The sequence below is a fragment of the uncultured Dokdonia sp. genome (genome assembly GCF_947492535.1).
In the GTDB taxonomy this organism is placed as follows: Bacteria; Bacteroidota; Bacteroidia; order Flavobacteriales; family Flavobacteriaceae; genus Dokdonia.
In genome coordinates, this window is the sequence record NZ_CANLNH010000020.1 from 54,501 (window position 1) to 73,260 (window position 18,760).

The following is an 18,760-nucleotide window of genomic DNA, read 5'->3' on the forward strand; positions in this document are numbered from 1 at the left end:
GATGTTTTGAAATTGACAGCGTATTTTTGGAGGGCAATTTTTGGTTATACGCTTTCGCGAAAGCATATAGAAAAGAATCCTCTAGTATTCACGGGTGTTTGTGATAGATTAGTCTTTAGAATCTCCTTCGGTTTTGTCTTTTTCAGCTTGCTGATCTTCGGGTAATTCTGCGATAATTTGAAGCGCAGGTTCTTTAAGTGTTTTCTTGTTGGCAATACTGCGTTCTAGCGAAAGTAATAAAGAAGGAAGTAATAATAAATTGGCGAGCATGGCAAATAATAATGTTGCACTTACAAGACCTCCTAGTGCCACGGTTCCTCCAAAACTACTAATCATAAATACTGAAAATCCAAAGAAAAGGACAATAGAGGTATAAAACATACTCACACCCGTCTCACGTAGCGAAGCATATACCGATTTTTTAATTCTCCATTTGCTAGCGCGTAGTTCTTGTCTGTATTTAGCTAAGAAATGAATTGTATCATCTACAGAAATCCCAAAAGCAATACTAAAAACCAATATGGTGGAGGGTTTAATAGGAATGCCTATGAAACCCATCATCCCTGCTGTTATCAATAGTGGTAATATATTAGGAATCAGCGAAACTAAAATCATCTTAAAAGATCGAAACATCCAAGCCATAAATAGAGCAATAAGCAGGATGGCTAGGGATAAGCTAATAATAAGATTGTTTACCAGGTAATTGGTTCCTTTTTGGAAAACCAATGCTTTTCCAGTAAGAGTGACCTCATATCGATCTTCTGGGAATAGCGTTTTTATTTTGGTTCTTAAATTTTCTTCGGCACGCTCCATTTTGTCGGTGCCTATATCTTTCATAAAGGTAGTAATACGGGCATATTGTCCTGTGCTATCTACATAGGCACCCATAAGATTGGTTTGATCAGAAAAACTACTCGTGTAGGGCAGAATAAAATTACGCTCATTACTACTAGGGAGTTGGTAATATTTTGGAGAACCATTGTAATACGCTTGTTTTGCGTATTTGACCAAGTTTACAATAGAAACAGGTTTTGACAACTCGGGTTGTTCTTCTATCACAATGCTTAATTCTTCCATGCGTTTTAAAGTGGCAAGTTTCATTACCCCTTTTTTGCGCTTAGTATCTATTAAGATTTCTAAAGGCATAATGCCATCAAACTCCTGTTCAAAAAACTTAATGTCTTTAAAAAAGGAAGTGTTTTTTGGCATATCTTCTATGAGACTACCAGAAACACGTATCTGATTAATGCCAATCATACTAGCGGTTAGCAGGATAATACTAACTATAAAAATAGCAATACGTTGTGTTCTTACCATGCGCTCCATCCAGTCAACAAAGCCTTCAATCCAGTTTTTACCCAAATGTTTTAAATGCTTCTCCTTAGGCGGTGGCATATAACTATAGATGATAGGAATAATCAATAAAGAGAGTAAAAATATCCCTATAATATTAATACTGGCTACGACTCCAAATTCTTTAAGCAACGAACTCTCCGTTAAAATAAATGTAGCAAATCCGGATGCAGTGGTAATGTTTGTCATCAACGTGGCGTTTCCTACTTTAGTAATCACCCGTTGGAGTGCCTTTACTTTATTACCATGTGTTTTATACTCTTGTTGGTATTTATTGATTAGAAAAATACAATTAGGAATTCCTATCACAATGATGAGTGGAGGAATCAGTGCGGTAAGCACAGTAATTTCATATTTTAATAATCCCAAGAATCCAAAAGCCCACATAACTCCTACGATTACTGTAATCATAGATATAAATGTTGCTCGATAAGATCTAAAAAAGAAAAAGAATAATAATGAAGTTACAACCAATGCACCACCCACAAACCAGCCTATCTCATCAATAATGTTTTGTGAATTGAGTGTACGTATATATGGCATTCCACTGGTGCGAACTTTAAGACCAGAATCTGCTTCAAATTTTTCAATAAGTGGTTTTAGATCATTGACAATAAAATCTCTTCTTACAGGGGTATTTACGATTTCCTTATCTAGATAAATAGCAGATCGTACAGTCCCTGTTTCCTTATTGTAGATTAAATTCTCGTAAAAAGGGAGGTCATTAAAAAGTTGTTTTTTGTAATCAGATGCTTGCTTTGATGAAGTGACGCTGTCTGGAATAAATGATTTTAAATCAAATCTAGCTGGATTCTCTTGTTTGTCTAATAACTTAAGATCTTTGAGTGATATGGATAGCGTAACTTCGGAGTATTGATCAATCTTTTGTGATAAGTCGTTCCAAGCATTTAAAATATTTGGTGTAAATAGGCTATCGTTTTTAATACCGATGACAATAAGATTGCCCTCTTCTCCAAACTTATCAAGAAACTTGTTGTATTCTAAGTTAACTTCATGGTCATCTGGAAGGAGATTTGCTTCTGTGTAGGTAAATCGCATGTGTTGCCACTGAAGGCCTAAAAAAATGGTAGTAGACAAAATGAGGATAAGAATAAGAGGCCTATTACGCAGGATAACTCCTGCAATGCTCTCCCAAAATCCCGAACTTAAAAATTTTGCCATTACCTTTCTTTACAGTCGCAAAGGTATTCTTTTATTAAAGAAAATCCGAGAGGTAAGATACTTTTCTAAAGTTGTAAATTAAAAGTGAATTTAAAAGCAATATTGTCTTCAAAATTAGGCAAATGATAGGCGCCATATCTGTAGGTGAAGCTAGTTCCAAAACCAAAAAGTAGTTTGTTGATTTCAAAGCCAGTTTCTGTATAGCCTTCTTTTAAAGATCCAAATTGAATGTCTAAATGATCTTCAGGGTTGCTAATGTCTCCTATAGCAAATCGAGTGATAAAAACCATTTCAGGTTTGAAATACTTGCCAAAATTGAAAGGGGCAAGCCTATGCTTAAGTTGAGCAGTGATAAGTCTATCTGAGAAGAACTCACTAAAAAACATGGTTTCAAAACTATTAACACCAGCTACTGAAAAACGTTGAAGAATCGTTTCTTTAGTTGGTGCATTAGGATATGCTTGGAATAAGTGCGTTATAGGTAGATCTCCAAATCCAACATTTCCTTCCACTAGCAATTCTGTAGCAGATTTATTAAGCCTATCTAATCTGTAAAATACTTTAGCACCTATTTTGGTAAAATTAAAATCTCCTTCTAAACCATCTATACTTTGAGAGATTTGAGCAGTGACTTTAGGATAGCCATCGTATACTTCATTAATACCCGCTTTTGTTTTCATAAACTTACTTCCAGGACTCCATCGTACTCCTGCGGTTATTTCTGAAATATTGTAATTGCTGATCTCTTGTCCATCTTTAATATAGCGATATGGAGTAGTTTGCTCTATACGTCTATGTGCTACTTGAAATTCAGAAAGTAATTTTGGTGCAATACGATATTCAAGATTTGTCCTTGTAGTGCGATGTTTGTAAAACAAGTTAATGTTTACGAGTCGTGGTTCAAATAAGGAATATACACGTCTGTCTGTTAAATAGGAATAATTACCTACCTCTTCAAGGTCACTATTATAGGTTAGACTAAGCCAAGCATCTTTTTTGGAATTGAGCAGCACACCTCCACCAACACCGTATTTTATGTCTTTATCTTTAAATCCGTAAGCACCATATCCTTCTAAGCGAAAACGTTTTGAGAAGCTTTCGTTCGTTACGCCTCCTAAGCCTAGACGCAGTCCTTCAAAATTGTTGAATTTTACTGGGTAGGTGAGATCAAAATCAAAGAAGTTAACACTGTAATACCCAACACTAAAATTATTAATTGTCCCCAAACGGCGTTCAATATTTTCCGCACTAATGATTCTTTCTATTTCAGAAAAGCTTCGTTTGTCTTTGTTGGTTAAATCTTCTAAACGATAGTCCTGCCAGAAGCTTGGAAGTTGTTCTGTAGCATCTGGTTGTATCGTAATAGCATAGGGTTGTGTTTTTATTTCTTTCGCTTTAAGCGAAAAATTACTATTACTAGTTGTAGAAACAAGATACTTTTTGGTGATCATTTCTTCTAAATCTTCTTCTTGTATCGTGCCTATGGAAATTCGACCTCCAAAAAAGGAAAGACGCCTATCACTACTTCCTTTATCAATAAAAAGAGCCCTGTTTTTAGGGAGATACAGATTTGCTTCTTTATTGAAAATATAAGATTGGTTTAATTTAATTTTTATGTCATCATCAAGACGTACCTGTACATTTTTTAGCGCAAGTTTTTCTTTGTCTAAGATCATAACTCCAGATAATCCAGGAATTGCCTTAGGTCTTTTTGGAGTAAATGATATATGTATTTCATCATTTGAATCTGATGAGACAATAGAATAAATATAATTCCGAACCCCTCTTCGGGATAAAATACCTGCATATCGCGTATTGAAAACTACAAAGTCTTCATCATAAAAAGAGCGAGATTGTAAATTTACGGCAAGTACTTCATAGCGTGTTTTTTCAAACCCTGCTAATTGAAATCCAATGACGTCTTCAGTAAAACCCTGAGCGGAAGTATAGGAAGTGTTGCTTACTTTTTCCGATAAATAACTATGTGTGCTTGTGTTAAGGCTATCCGTTATGATTGTTTTTTCATAACTGGTATATGTATAATTAGATAGGACTGTGCGTGGATCATTTGTATCTCTTAATGAGATAGCTTTTTGTATAAGTTCTTCTGCGGTTTTGCTAGATTCAGTTTGCGCAAAAGAAGTAGCTTGTATACATAATAAAACAGCAAGTATTTTATACATAGAAAGTTTGTAGTGAATTCAAATGTATTAAAAAAGCGACCGATAGTGGTCGCTTTTTGTATATGTTTAACGATCGTCTTATGAATTAAACGGTCATAATTTCTTTTTCTTTTGCTGCAAGTGTATTATCTACATTTTTGATAAAAATATCTGTAAGATTTTGCACATCAATCTCAGCATTTTTAACAGCATCTTCAGAAACGTCTTCTAGTTTTTTAAGATCATTGTTAGCACTCTTTCTGTCATTACGAACTCCAATTCTAGCATCTTCTGCTTCTGCGCGTGCTTGTTTTACAAGTTCTTTACGTCTTTCTTCTGTAAGTGGGGGTACATTTATAATAATGCTCTCACCATTATTCATAGGGTTAAACCCTAAATTAGAATTAATAATAGCACGTTCTATGTCTGCAATGATTGATTTTTCCCAAGGCTGTATAGATATAGTACGTCCATCAGGAGTATTTACATTTGCTACCTGAGAAAGAGGTGTAGGGCTACCATAATAGTCAACCATAACACTTTGAAGCATTGCAGGGCTTGCTTTTCCAGCACGAATAGTAAGTAATCTTTTAGAAAGATGTGAAATAGCACCTTCCATAGCTTCTTTTGTGCTATCTAATATAAATTGAATATCTTCATTCATAATAAAACATATTTTAAACGCAATTTAACAAAAACTACGCCATATACTAAATTATAGGTTTACTGTGGTTCCTATTTGTTCTCCAGTCACTACTTTTAGTAGATTACCTGGGGTATTCATATCAAAAACGATAATAGGGAGTTCGTTTTCTTGACTTAAAGTAAAAGCAGTCGTATCCATTACTTTTAACCCTTTGCGGAGTACGTCGTCAAATGATATATGATCATACTTTACAGCATCACTATCTTTTTCTGGATCTGATGTATAAATACCATCTACACGAGTTCCTTTAAGGATAACATCTGCTTCTATTTCTATAGCGCGTAAAACGGCTGCAGAATCTGTTGTGAAGTATGGGTTTCCTGTACCACCTCCAAAAATAACTACACGTCCTTTCTCTAAATGGCGCATTGCTTTTCGTCTTATAAAAGGTTCTGCTACTTCATTTATTTTTATAGCGGTTTGTAGTCTTGTTGGGATATCTGCATCTTCTAGGGCATCTTGTAATGCAAGACCATTTATTACTGTGGCTAGCATTCCCATATGATCACTTTGTACGCGATCCATACCTTTGCTTGCTCCAGCAACGCCTCTAAAAATATTTCCCCCTCCTATTACAATAGCAACTTGAACTCCAGTGTCAATCACTTTTTTGATGTCTGTTGCATATTCAGATAGGCGTTTAGGGTCTATACCATATTGGCGATCACCCATTAAGGATTCGCCAGATAACTTAAGTAAAATTCTTTTGTATGTCATAGGTTGAAAAAGATTATGCAAATATAGTGCTTATACTACTTTTTTAAAGAAAATCTTTTAGACAAGATTTTAGTGATTGTGATTATGCATTTTTATGTAAACTATTATAAACTCTTACCTTTTGGGAGTGTCAAGTTTATTATATTTATAATATAAATAGATATGCTGTTGTTAGCGCATCTTATTTTTCCAAAATATTTATTAGAATCAAAAATGCATAGATCATTTACAAATATAGTATTCAAACTAAGTTGTTTGATTATTCTTTCTTTTTTTATAAACTGCGCAAGTGATGATGATGGAGGTCCTGCAGATGAAAATCCTACAGATCCTGGATCGGGAGAAGTAGCAGCTACTTATAACCTTGAGTTGACAACTAGTTTTACTGAAATAGAGAATCCTCAAGATTACCCTACTAATGCTTCTTTTGGAACGATTGTAGCCATAGTGCATGCACCAGAGATTTCAGTGTATAGACTTGGTCAAATTGCATCAGATGGAATGGCTCTATATGCAGAATCTGGTGATGTAGAAGGTCTAGCTGCTTTTATAGGTGCGTCTTTAGGACAAAATACAGATGGATTGTTTAGTATTACGACAGGAGGTACGGTTGGTGCTGAATCATCAGTAACTACTTCTGTTTCTGTAACACCTGTGCGAAGTAGAATTACATATCTAGCAAGATTAAATCCAAGTCCAGATTGGTTTTTAGGTGTAAGTGATTTTGATGTTGTAGATGGTAACACGCTAATAGATATGGCAGAATTACCATTACAGCCTATAGATGCAGGTGTTGTTTTAGGAGATACGTATGAAGCTAATGGTGGAAGTGAAAATGCTACTATCGATATTTATAATGGGGCTCCTTTTGGAAATGGGAACTCAACTGCTCAACCTATAGCGACTCTTAGTATAGAGAGGATGAATTAATTAGAGTTAGAAAAATAATAATACAAAAAAATGCGCTCCATTGGAGCGCATTTTTTATATGTATTTGATGTTCTTTTTCCTTATCCTAAAGAAACTCTTTCAAATCCTGTAACACTTATGTCTCCTTTGCTAGCTACATAATCTGCAACATTAACACTATCATCCATAATGAAACGTTGATCAAGAAGACACTGCTCGTGATCAAGAGTTGTATTATCTGAAATAAAACGCTCTAGTTTCCCAGGAACGATTTTGTCCCAGATTTTTTCTGGTTTCCCTTCAGCTTGTAATTGCGCTTTGATATCATCTTCGGCTTTTGCAAGTACCTCAGGAGTTAATTGAGACATAGAGATATATTCAGGTACATTTTTAAGTGTTTTACCTAAACGACCTAACTCGATATTATCTTTTTCAATAGCAGCAATTCTTGCTTCTGTTTCAGAAGCAACGTATGCAGGATCAAAATCTTTATAAGATAATGTAGTCGCTCCCATAGATGCTACTTGCATAGATACAGATTTAGCTACTTCAGCAGATACATCTGAACCAGCAGATAATCCTACTAATGCTCCAATTTTATTTCCGTGTACATAAGATCCTACAAAAGGAGCTTCTAGTGTTTTGAAACCTCCTATTTCTATTTTCTCTCCGATAACACCCGTTTGCTCGATTAATTTTTCGGCAACAGTCATGCCTTCAAAATCAGCAGCAAGGAACTCTTCTTTAGAATTTGTTCCTAATGCAATATCTGCCATTTGGCGAGCCATAGCTACAAAAGAATCATTTTTTGCTACGAAGTCAGTTTCGCAATTTAAAGAAACAACAACACCTCTTGTGTTATCATCATTTATTTTTGCGACAACAGCACCTTCGCTAGAGTCTCTGTCTGCTCTTTTTTCTGCAATTTTTTGTCCTTTCTTACGAAGGATAGCAATTGCTTTGTCAAAATCACCTTCTGCTTCTACTAATGCTTTTTTACAATCCATCATACCGGCTCCGGTAGATTTTCTAAGCTTGTTTACGTCTGCGGCTGTAATTTTTGCCATAATTATTTTCATTTTCATTTCCACAAAGGTGGAAATCTCATTGGTTATACATTAAAAAAAAGTCGTTTAATTTAATCCCTTTAAGAAAAAAACTAAACGACTTCTGTCTTTAATAAATTTCTTATTATTCTTCTTCTTCGCTTGCTGCTGCTTCTACTTTTGCTGGTTCAGCTTTTGCTACAGGCGGTGCTGGAGCTGCTTTTTCAGCTGGAGCTGCTTTTGCCTTTGCTTTTGGAGCAGGTTTGTCTTTACCTTCAGCTTGTGCGTCTTTTCCAGCTTTACGCTCAGCAAGACCTTCAATTACTGCGTCAGATACGTATCCTACAATCTTATCGATAGATTTTGAAGCATCATCATTAGATGGAATAAGATAATCAACCTGACGTGGGTCAGAGTTGGTATCTACCATCGCAAATATTGGAATGTTTAATTTTTGTGCTTCTTTAATCGCGATGTGCTCACGCTTAATATCTACAACAAATAATGCACCTGGAAGACGTGTCATATCTGCAATAGATCCTAAGTTTTTCTCAAGCTTCTCACGAAGACGATTCATTTGTAGTTTTTCCTTTTTAGAAAGTGTGTCAAAACGCCCATCAGCCTTCATACGGTCGATAGTTTGCATTTTCTTAACTGCTTTTCTAATAGTAACAAAGTTAGTAAGCATTCCACCAGGCCATCTTTCTGTGATGTACGGCATGTTTGCTTTTGCTGCTTTGTCTGCTACGATATCTTTTGCTTGTTTTTTGGTAGCTACAAAAAGTATTTTTCTACCTGATGCTGCGATTTTCTTAAGAGCTTCTGAAGACTCTTCAATTTTTGCAGCTGTTTTGTATAAGTTAATGATGTGAATACCATTACGCTCCATATAGATATATGGTGCCATATTTGGATCCCATCTTCTTGTGAGGTGACCAAAGTGTACACCTGCATCAAGTAATTCTTTAACTTCTATGTTGTTTGCCATTTTTGTAATAGTTTACGTTCCGTTGGACTTAAATTAGCAACACTGTATGTGACAGCGTTTAGATGCTAAACTAACCTTGATTCTGTATACGCTTTCGCGAAAGCGAACCAAGCAACGACAACATTTTTAATTTTCTTAATTCTGAGATTAATACACGATGTATTAACGCTTAGAGAACTGGAATTTCTTACGAGCTTTCTTCTGTCCGAATTTCTTACGCTCTACCATTCTTGGATCTCTTGTCAATAAACCTTCTGGTTTAAGGATGCTACGGTTTTCTGCATCTAGCTCACACATTGCTCTAGAAAGCGCAAGGCGAATTGCTTCTGCTTGACCTGTAATACCACCTCCGTATACGTTTACTTTAATGTCAAAGTTTCCATCATTTTCGGTTAATACCAATGGTTGGTTTACTTTGTACTGTAACGTAGCGGTAGGGAAGTATGTAGCCATGTCTTTTTTGTTTACGGTAATGTTTCCTTTTCCTTCAGAAACATATACACGTGCTACAGCGGTCTTACGACGACCGATTTTGTGAATTACTTCCATTACTTAATTTCGTTAAGATTAATTGTTCTAGGCTTTTGTGCCTCTTGTCCGTGCTCTGATCCAGAGTACACTTTCAAATTGCGAAATAAAGCACTACCTAATTTGTTTTTAGGTAACATCCCTTTTACTGCATTCTCAATGATGCGAGTAGGGTCTTTATCGAAGAGTTCTGTTGCTGTAAGACTACGCTGCCCACCAGGATATCCTGTGTGACGGATGTATGATTTGTCCGTCCATTTACTCCCTGTTAAGTTGATCTTTTCTGCATTGATAACAACTACGTTATCGCCACAATCAACATGAGGTGTAAAGTTGGTTTTGTACTTACCGCGTAAAAACTTAGCTACGATAGATGACATACGACCTAGCGTCTGTCCGTCAGCGTCTATCAAAACCCACTCCTTGTTTACGGTAGCTTTGTTTGCAGATACTGTTTTGTAACTTAATGTGTCCACACTAATTAATTTTAATTAAACATTCCAATTTTCCCGCGTGAAAACGGGTCTGCAAAAGTACAATTAATTATTGATTACACAAATAGCCAAGTGGCAATATTTTATGACGTTTTTAGTAGGATAAATATAGCCTATATATATAGGACAAAGTTTCTCGTATTATTTTTTCATTTTTAGATCAAAAATGAGTGCAACTTTACAACTTTATGAATCCCTTTTATCCTGAGAATAAACGTTAATATATTCATAAAAAATATGGAAGACTGTCACATCCCTTATAATTTGTAAGTCTATTAGGGCATCAACTAATCATCAATTCATGCAATCAATCAATCAACGAGCAGTTATTCTATTTTTAATTTTATCTGTTTCCGCTTTCGCGAAAGCGTACTCACAAACAGATTCTACAAAAACTACCACCGTAGTTCCAAAGCGCACCTATACTACAAATGCGTATACGGGAGAAGCACCTACGATAGATGGAATTATAAATGAAGATGCATGGAATGCGGTAGAATGGGCAGGCGATTTTGTCGAAAATGAACCTGATGAAAATACAGCACCAGCGCAAGAAACAAAATTCAAAATTACCTACGATCAGAAATATCTATATGTAGCTTGGAGAGCGTATGATACAGAACCCGATAAAATAGAACGCCGTATGGGACGTCGTGATGATTTTCCGGGCGATTGGGTAGAGATTAATATAGATAGTTATAATGATGACCGTTCTGGGTTTTCTTTTACGATTTCGGCTTCAGGAGTAAAAGGAGATGAATTTATTTCAAATAATGGAAATTTTGACGATAGCTGGAATCCTATTTGGTATGCTGCAAGTCATATAGATGAAGAAGGATGGACCGCCGAAGCTAAAATTCCTTTAAGTCAGCTTAAGTTTGGAAAGGCTGAAGAACAAGTTTGGGGCTTACAGATTAATAGGCTGTATTTTAGAAATCAAGAGCGCGATGTATGGCAACGTGTGCCTCAAGATGCAAATGGATGGGTGAGTAATTTTGGAGAATTACGGGGTCTTAAAAATATAGAGCCTCAAAAACAATTAGAAATCCAGCCTTTTGTTGTGGGCCAATATGATACATTTGAAGCGCAAGCAGGAAACCCTTTTAGAGATGGAGATGATTTTAGACTCAATGGTGGGATAGATGCAAAGATTGGAATTACTAATGATCTTACTTTAGATCTTACCGTAAATCCCGATTTTGGACAAGTAGATGCAGATCCAGGAGCGATCGCACTGGATGGGTTTGAAATTTTCTTTCAAGAGCGTAGGCCGTTTTTTGTAGAGAATGCAAATATTTTTCAACTAGGATTGAATGGGAGTCAAGACAATTTGTTTTTTTCTAGGCGTATAGGACGAAGTCCGCAAGGGTTTTCTACTGCAAATGGGAGTCGAGGGGAATTTGAAGACTTCCCTATTAACTCTACCATTCTGGGTGCTGCAAAATTTAGTGGTAAAACAAAAGATGGGTGGTCCATTGGTGCATTGCAAAGTATTACCGCCAATGAGTTTGCAGAAATAGAACTAGATGATCGACAAGAGGTGAGAGATATTTTAGAGCAAGAAGGGAATTTAGGTGAAAATCGTAAAGAACTTGTAGAACCACTAACCAGTTATAGTGTAGTGCGTGTACAGAAAGATCTTAATAATCGTAACTCTTTTGTAGGAGGTCTTGTTACCTATACAGATAGAACCTTAGATCAAAATCTGCCTTTCCTTCATGATAAAGCACTTACGGGAGGTATAGATGCACAGCATACTTGGCAGAATCGTAATTACTTTATAGATGGTAAATTTTTATTTAGTAATGTAACGGGATCTGAACAAGCTATTGAAAATACCCAGAGATCTATACGTCATTTATTTAATAGGGTAGATGCGGGACATGTAGAAGTAGATCCAACAAGAACATCACTTACAGGAACTGGAGGTCGTGTAGCGATTGGAAAAGATGGAGGTGGTAATTGGCGTTATGGAAATAGTTTTGCCTGGAGGTCACCAGAATTAGAATTAAATGATATTGGATTTTTACGTCAAGCAGATGAGATACGTCAGAGTGCTTGGTTACGCTATTTATTTTTAAAACCGACAAGCTGGTATCGTCGTGCTCAGGTTAATTTCAATCAGTTCACTACGTTTGATTTTGATGGAAATTATAATCGTATACAATATGAGATTCAAGGAAATATCAATTGGAAAAATAATTGGTTTACGGAAGCTGGATTTGGACATAAGCCCCGTATTTTTATCAATACCTTCTTGAGAGGTGGACCGCGTTGGCGTTTTTCTGATGAAAATTTTATGTTCCTTTTTGGAGGAACAGACCAGCGTAAAAAGTTTTCAGCAGTATTAGGGCATGTCTATTCTCAAGCTAGCGAAAATAACTTTCAATTTAAACGCTATGTGGTTCGTTTTAATTGGCAACCATTAGATGCGTTAAGTCTTAATCTGGAAACAGAATACGAGATGAATCCTAATAAGACACAGTATGTATCTCAGCAAGCATATGCTCCGGCACAATTTGGGACACGTTATATTACAGGAGAAATAGATCAGGAAACTTTAAGTACAACGCTACGTGTAAATTATAATATCAATCCTAATCTCACGATACAGTATTATGCACAGCCTTTTATAGCAAAAGGAACCTATACTAATTTTAATTATGCAACCAATAGTGAAGCAGAACGATTAAGTGATCGTGTGACATTGTTTACAGATAATCAAATTGATTTTCAAGATGGATCGTATGTTGTCGATGAAGATGAAGATGGAACGGCTGATTATTCTTTTAGAAATCCAGATTTTAATTTTGTGCAGTTTAGATCCAACTTAGTGATGCGTTGGGAATATATTCCAGGATCAGAATTATTTTTAGTTTGGTCACAAGGCATTGAAGGGAATAGTCCTTCTGAGGCAAGTCTTTTTGATGCGGCAGATCAGCAAATTTTAGGGCAGCAAATCAGAAATACATTCTTAGTAAAATGGACATACCGATTCGTGTTGTAATAATGTTAAAAATAATTGCTGTTAAATAAGAATTCCCGTTTTTTGCTTCTTCAAATTAACTAAACAATACAAATGAAAAACTTTTTTAAATTTTTATCGATTACTCTTTTAGCGTTTACAGTTTCATGTTCTAGCGATGATGATTCTTCAAATAGTGGAGGAGAAGAAAATCTTGTAGGTGGTTGGGATCTAGTAGCATATACATTAGATCAACCTCAAGATATCAATTTTGATGGTACTGAATCTACTGATGTACTTGCACAAGTACCTTGTTTTGATGCGTCAATAACATTTATGTCAAATGGAAACTTTAGCTCTAGTACTGATGAGATAGATTTTGATATAGATATTGTTAATGAAGAGGCAGTTATTACATGTATAGATCCTGTCTTAAATTCAGGAACATGGGAATTAAATGGTAATGATCTTACAACAGTCAGTGAAGGCGAAACAGAAACACAAACAATTAATTTTTCTGGAGATACTTTTTCTTTTAGCTTTCCAGATCCTCTTTTTGGTGAAACAACATTTGTATTCCAAAGACAATAAAAATATTTTAAATACAAAAAGAAATGCCATTTTATTAAAAATAAAATGGCATTTCTTTTTGTGAACTGTGTAGTTAATATACGCTTTAACGTTTCACTTTCCCTTTGGTCATGAACCTGCCTGCCGGCAGGCAGATCTCGCTAGCTCGATTTCGCGAAAGCGTATAAAAGATTAATGACTATCTCCTTCTTCTTTAGCTTTTAATAAGTTTTTCTGGTATCTCCCTTGTACAATATCTATCAGTACTAATACAATAATAACAAAGTAGAAGGTTGTTTTACTCATAGGTGTGATCTGATTTCCAAAGAATGATAAATGTGCCAGATGTCCTCCCTCAGATAGTAGCATAATCCCTACGATAAGAAGAATGAAAAGTCCGAGTACTTCATACATTCTGTTTTTCTGAAGGAAGTTAGATACTTTATCTGCCATGACAATCATCAGTATTCCTCCAGCGATGATAGCTACAGACATTAAAGCCATTTGTGCTTTAAATTCCATACCGCTTGTTAATGCCATGGCACTTAATATAGAATCAAAAGAGAATACGAGGTTCATGACTACAATCCAGAAAATAATTTTTCCTACAGAAGAACGTTTCTCTTCAGTCTCTTCGTGCTCTTTGATAAGCATCATATGCCAGATTTCTTTAACGGCTGTATAGATAATAAAGATTCCTCCAGCAAGTACGATGACGCTATGTACATTAAAAGAAAACTCTATAATGTTATTATCATGAAGACTTGCAAAGGGCTCTTGGAAGTATTGGATGAGTGACATCAATACAAAAAGCAGTATAATACGTAATACAATGGCCATTCCTACACCAAGTCTACGTACATAGCTCTGCTTCTCTGCAGGTGCTTTTTTGGATTCTAATGAGATGTATAAGAGGTTGTCAAATCCTAATACAACTTGTAAAAGAACGAGCATTAATAAGGTGAATAAACTGTCTAGTGTAAAAAGACCTTCCATAATAGATTTCGTTGGTTTAAATGGTTAAGATGATGTGTAAATATAAATAATTGGGTACGTATTCAGATGTATATCATTTAAAAATATGTGCGCCACTATTTCTACTAGTCTTGATATATGGTAAAAGTTACACAATTACATTGTATTCTTTCGGTCATATATGAGAAATAGAGTACTACTCTATTTTGTGTTTTACACCTCCCTCAATCCCTCCTTCCTAGGAGGAAGGTATTTATGCTTTAGTTTTTTAGTATTTCAAATGTACTTAGAGAAGAGTTTTCCCTCCTAAGAAGCAAGGCTATGGAGGTGTGATTTTTCGCGAAAGCGGTGACTTCGATACAATTTTACATCTTCACGATGTTTCGATTTAAAATCACTCAGTCACCTATATCAAGTCTATATTCTATGTTCTTAAAAGATGAATGTCCTTATATATGAGCAACGGGAAATTGTAAAACACTTCGTCGTTCACACCTCCAACTTCGTACTTCCTTAATGTGCTTCCAACCAGTTATGACCTAGCCCAACCTCTACGTCTAAAGGAACTGCCATTTTAAAGGCATTTTCCATTTCAGTTTTGATAAGGGTTTTCATAGTGTCTACTTCTTCATTAGGAACATCAAACACTAGTTCATCATGTACTTGAAGTAACATCTTTGTTTTGTAATCGCTATTTTCTAATTTCTCATAGATGTTGATCATCGCAATTTTGATGATGTCGGCAGCACTTCCTTGTATCGGAGCATTTACCGCATTACGTTCTGCAGCACCTCGTACAATTGCATTGGCAGAGTTGATATTTTTTAAATAACGACGTCTGTCTAGCACTGTTTTTACATAGCCATGATCACGTGCATAATCAACTTGCTCACTCATGTAATTCCGTAGCTTTGGATAGGTTTTGTAATACGTATCGATGAGCTCTTTGGCTTCGGCACGAGAAAGATCGGTTTGATTACTAAGTCCAAAAGCAGAAACGCCGTAAATGATACCGAAATTAACGGTCTTTGCATTACTACGTTGCTCACGAGTGACTTCGTCTAGCGGTACATTAAATACTTTGGCAGCTGTTGAGGCATGAATATCTTCGCCATTTTGAAATGCTTGAATCATCGTTTCTTCTTCACTTAAGGCTGCGATAATACGTAATTCTATCTGAGAATAATCGGCAGCGAGTAAGGTATGAGTTTCATTACGAGGAATGAATGCTTTACGCACTTCGCGACCACGTTCTGTACGAATTGGAATATTCTGCAAGTTTGGATTATTAGAACTCAAACGTCCTGTCGCAGCTACTGTTTGCATATAATCAGTATGCACACGGTGATCTATTCCTACTTGAGTAGGTAAGGCATCTACATAGGTAGATTTTAGTTTTGCGAGTCCTCTGTAATCTAATATCTTCTGAATGATTTCATGATCTTTAGCAAGGTATGAAAGCACATCTTCAGCGGTAGAATATTGTCCGGTTTTGGTCTTTTTAGGTTTGTCTACCAACTTCATTTTATCAAATAGGACTTCTCCTAATTGTTTTGGAGATCCGATATTGAATTCTTCTCCAGCTTCGGCGTAAATTTCAGAAGTGAGTCGTGTGATATCAGCTTCTAGTTCTTCTGATAATCCGTTAAGGAAATCGACATTTAGGTTAATTCCTTCTAATTCCATTGCAGCGAGAACACGTAGTAACGGAATCTCAATCTCATCAAATAGTTTGCGAGTACCTGCCTCGTCTAACTCTTTTTCAAAATGCTTTTTCAGTTGCAAGGTAATATCAGCATCTTCTACGGCATACTCTGTTTGTTGGTCTAATGGCACCTGACGCATAGAAAGCTGATTCTTTCCTTTCTTTCCGATAAGTTCTGTAATAGAAACAGGCGTATAGTTAAGATACGTTTCAGCAAGTACATCCATATTGTGCCTCATATCCGGATTGATGAGGTAATGGGCAAGCATGGTGTCAAATAATTTACCTTTGACAGTAACATCGTATTTAGCGAGTACTTTAAGGTCATATTTTAAATTCTGTCCTATTTTTTCGATGCCTTCCGCTTCAAAAAATGGCAAGAATTCTTGAATGAGCTCTTTTGTTTGTTCCTGATCTTCTGGAAATGGAATATAGAATCCTTTTCCGACTTCCCAAGAAAATGCAATCCCTACCAGTTCTGCAGTGAGTGGATCGAGTCCTGTTGTTTCGGTATCAAAGCATACAGACGGTTGTTGCATCAAGTTATTCAGGAATAGCTTTCGCGAAAGCGGACTATCAACACTTTGATAAAAATGCGTGGTGTCTTTAATTGTTTTTCGTGTAGAAGCAGCTTCCATGCTTCCTGTAATGGCATCTCCATCTCCGCCAAATAAAGAAAATTGCCCTTCGCCAGCAGCTGGTTTTGGAGCTTGTTTTTTAGTTGCTGTTGTTGTGGTAGGTGGTGGTGCTTCTCCAGAAAATATTTTTACAAACTGATCTTTCATACGTCTGAACTCTAGTTCGTCAAACTTTTTACCAACGGCAGCAGCGTCTGGTTCTGAGAGTTCATAGTCTTTTGCGTCAAAAGTAACATCACAATCGAGCATAATGGTTGCTAGTTGTTTTGAAAGTAAGCCAAGCTCAGCATTTGCCTCTACTTTTTCTTTCATCTTTCCTTTTAACTGATCTGTATTAGCAAGTAAGCCTTCCATAGATCCGTAAGCAGCGATAAATTTCTTTGCTGTTTTATCACCTACCCCTGGAAGACCAGGAATATTATCACTGGCATCTCCCATCATTCCTAAGTAGTCAATGACTTGCTCAGGGCGTTCTACTTCAAAACGTTTTTGTACTTCTGGAATCCCCCAGATTTCAATACCATTCCCCATTCGGGCTGGCTTGTACATAAAGATATTTTCAGAAACTAACTGTGCATAATCCTTATCTGGTGTAACCATATAGACTTTATAGCCTTCTTTTTCGGCTTGCTTAGATAGCGTACCTATAAGATCATCGGCTTCTACACCTTCACGTTCTACAATAGGTATATGCATAGCTTTTAAAATCTCTTTGATATGCGGTACGGCTATTTTTATAGCTTCAGGGGTTTCGTCACGGTTTGCTTTATACTCAGCAAATGCTTCAACACGAGCACTGCTTCCTCCTTTGTCAAAAGCAACAGCAAGATGGTCAGGGCGTTCTCTTCGAATTACGTCAAAAAGACTATTTGTAAATCCCATAATGGCACTTACATCCATTCCAGAACTTGTGATTCTAGGGTTTTTAATAAGGGCGTAATAACCTCTAAATATGAGCGCAAAGGCATCGAGTAAAAAAAGTCTTTTCTGAGTGTTTTCTTCAGTATTAGTCACTTGGAAGGAGTTTTTATACGCTTTCGCGAAAGCGTAATTATGCGAAATTCAAATGTAAGAAGATGACGGCAGAAATTATAGGAGTGTTGATAAGTAGTTATTCTATTTTATTCTTGAGACTCTGCAAAGCGTTTGAAATTTTCCATCCATGTAAAGGCTTGTTTCTTGAACATAGAGGGAAATAAGATCATCATGAGTTTTGGCATGACCCAACTTACTCTGGTGTATTCCCCTTCGGTTTTGTACTCTGTTTGAGTGTCATTTATGGGAATGAAAGAAGTCTTTAATGTATTGTCCATATGTATATGATGGTATACTGCTTCAAAAGAATGAGGGAGTTGGTTGTTGATAATGGTTTCTTCCAATTCCATCTTCCTTTTTCCTTGTGCTAAATAGATCTTAGAGATGGCTCCATTTTCTGCTTCCGTGCCACTTATAAGTTCTTTCTTTTGAAATCCTTCTTGCCATTCTTTTAGATTATTTGTGTCGGCAAATAATGCAGCTACCTTTTCATAAGGTTGGTCGATAATAATAGTTCCTCCAAATTTCATAAGATTTTGTTTTAAGTGTGCTATATATCCATTTGAAAATAGTGATTATTTTTTTATTGTTGAAACTCGATATTGTGAATTTAGGTTGAGGTACAAGAAACCGCTCGTGTATGATTTCGGTATCATAGTATATGTAGCATACTCGCGACCCCAATTGATTTGGAATTCGTATATGAAATATTGTTTTGTTGAGTTATGGGCATAAAGAAAGCCAAGCAAGATGTATTATGAATAGAAACCGCTCGTGTGTGATTTCG

General features: G+C 36.1%; 14 protein-coding genes. 3 read left to right on the forward strand and 11 right to left on the reverse strand.

The annotated features are described in order from the left end of the window. Window positions 1-108: 108 nt before the first annotated feature. The 4 genes from Q1A60_RS19675 to pyrH all read right to left on the reverse strand — a co-directional run bounded on the left by Q1A60_RS19675 (window position 109) and on the right by pyrH (window position 6,120). Window positions 109-2,535, reverse strand: coding sequence for an efflux RND transporter permease subunit (locus Q1A60_RS19675; RefSeq protein WP_299768703.1), 2,427 nt, complete (start codon window positions 2,533-2,535; stop codon window positions 109-111). A gap of 65 nt (window positions 2,536-2,600) precedes the next feature. Beyond that, window positions 2,601-4,718 (reverse strand): DUF5686 family protein, encoded by a 2,118-nt coding sequence (locus Q1A60_RS19680; protein WP_299768706.1) that lies wholly within the window; start codon window positions 4,716-4,718, stop codon window positions 2,601-2,603. Window positions 4,719-4,803: 85 nt separating this feature from the next. After that, window positions 4,804-5,361: a ribosome recycling factor gene (gene frr / locus Q1A60_RS19685; protein WP_299768708.1), complete on the reverse strand. Its 558-nt coding sequence runs from the start codon at window positions 5,359-5,361 to the stop codon at window positions 4,804-4,806. Window positions 5,362-5,412: 51 nt separating this feature from the next. Continuing rightward, the gene (pyrH, locus tag Q1A60_RS19690) at window positions 5,413-6,120 is read right to left on the reverse strand and encodes a UMP kinase (RefSeq protein WP_299768711.1); all 708 of its coding nucleotides are present in this window, start codon (window positions 6,118-6,120) and stop codon (window positions 5,413-5,415) included. Between the two features lie 213 nt (window positions 6,121-6,333). Here pyrH and Q1A60_RS19695 point away from each other — a divergent pair, with 213 nt between their 5' ends. Then, window positions 6,334-7,050: a spondin domain-containing protein gene (locus Q1A60_RS19695; protein WP_299768714.1), complete on the forward strand. Its 717-nt coding sequence runs from the start codon at window positions 6,334-6,336 to the stop codon at window positions 7,048-7,050. 80 nt (window positions 7,051-7,130) lie between these two features. Here Q1A60_RS19695 and tsf read toward each other — a convergent pair whose 3' ends face one another. From tsf to rplM, 4 genes are all read right to left on the reverse strand, one after another. Continuing rightward, window positions 7,131-8,096, reverse strand: coding sequence for a translation elongation factor Ts (gene tsf / locus Q1A60_RS19700; RefSeq protein WP_299768718.1), 966 nt, complete (start codon window positions 8,094-8,096; stop codon window positions 7,131-7,133). A gap of 124 nt (window positions 8,097-8,220) precedes the next feature. Further along, the gene (rpsB, locus tag Q1A60_RS19705) at window positions 8,221-9,063 is read right to left on the reverse strand and encodes a 30S ribosomal protein S2 (protein ID WP_299768721.1); all 843 of its coding nucleotides are present in this window, start codon (window positions 9,061-9,063) and stop codon (window positions 8,221-8,223) included. A gap of 162 nt (window positions 9,064-9,225) precedes the next feature. Next, a complete protein-coding gene (gene rpsI, locus Q1A60_RS19710; protein ID WP_299678141.1) occupies window positions 9,226-9,612 on the reverse strand; it encodes a 30S ribosomal protein S9 in 387 nt (128 codons plus the stop codon). Then, complete coding sequence (gene rplM, locus Q1A60_RS19715; RefSeq protein WP_299678144.1) at window positions 9,612-10,067, reverse strand: 50S ribosomal protein L13; 456 nt, start codon at window positions 10,065-10,067, stop codon at window positions 9,612-9,614. Before rplM ends, rpsI begins: the two co-directional genes overlap by 1 nt. A gap of 319 nt (window positions 10,068-10,386) precedes the next feature. Between rplM and Q1A60_RS19720 the strand changes: the two genes are divergently transcribed. After that, window positions 10,387-13,092 carry a DUF5916 domain-containing protein gene (locus Q1A60_RS19720; protein WP_299768726.1) on the forward strand — a complete coding sequence of 902 codons (2,706 nt, stop codon included), beginning with the start codon at window positions 10,387-10,389 and terminating at the stop codon, window positions 13,090-13,092. 72 nt (window positions 13,093-13,164) lie between these two features. Continuing rightward, window positions 13,165-13,641: a DUF5004 domain-containing protein gene (locus Q1A60_RS19725; protein ID WP_299768729.1), complete on the forward strand. Its 477-nt coding sequence runs from the start codon at window positions 13,165-13,167 to the stop codon at window positions 13,639-13,641. Between the two features lie 171 nt (window positions 13,642-13,812). On the opposite strand, the gene Q1A60_RS19730 is transcribed toward Q1A60_RS19725, so the two are convergent. The 3 genes from Q1A60_RS19730 to Q1A60_RS19740 all read right to left on the reverse strand — a co-directional run bounded on the left by Q1A60_RS19730 (window position 13,813) and on the right by Q1A60_RS19740 (window position 18,503). Beyond that, the gene (locus Q1A60_RS19730; protein WP_299768732.1) at window positions 13,813-14,616 is read right to left on the reverse strand and encodes a tellurium resistance protein TerC; all 804 of its coding nucleotides are present in this window, start codon (window positions 14,614-14,616) and stop codon (window positions 13,813-13,815) included. Between the two features lie 492 nt (window positions 14,617-15,108). Next, a complete protein-coding gene (polA, locus tag Q1A60_RS19735; RefSeq protein WP_299768735.1) occupies window positions 15,109-17,952 on the reverse strand; it encodes a DNA polymerase I in 2,844 nt (947 codons plus the stop codon). A gap of 107 nt (window positions 17,953-18,059) precedes the next feature. Further along, window positions 18,060-18,503, reverse strand: a complete 444-nt coding sequence (locus tag Q1A60_RS19740; protein ID WP_299768738.1) for an SRPBCC family protein — start codon at window positions 18,501-18,503, stop codon at window positions 18,060-18,062. Window positions 18,504-18,760 lie beyond the last annotated feature (257 nt).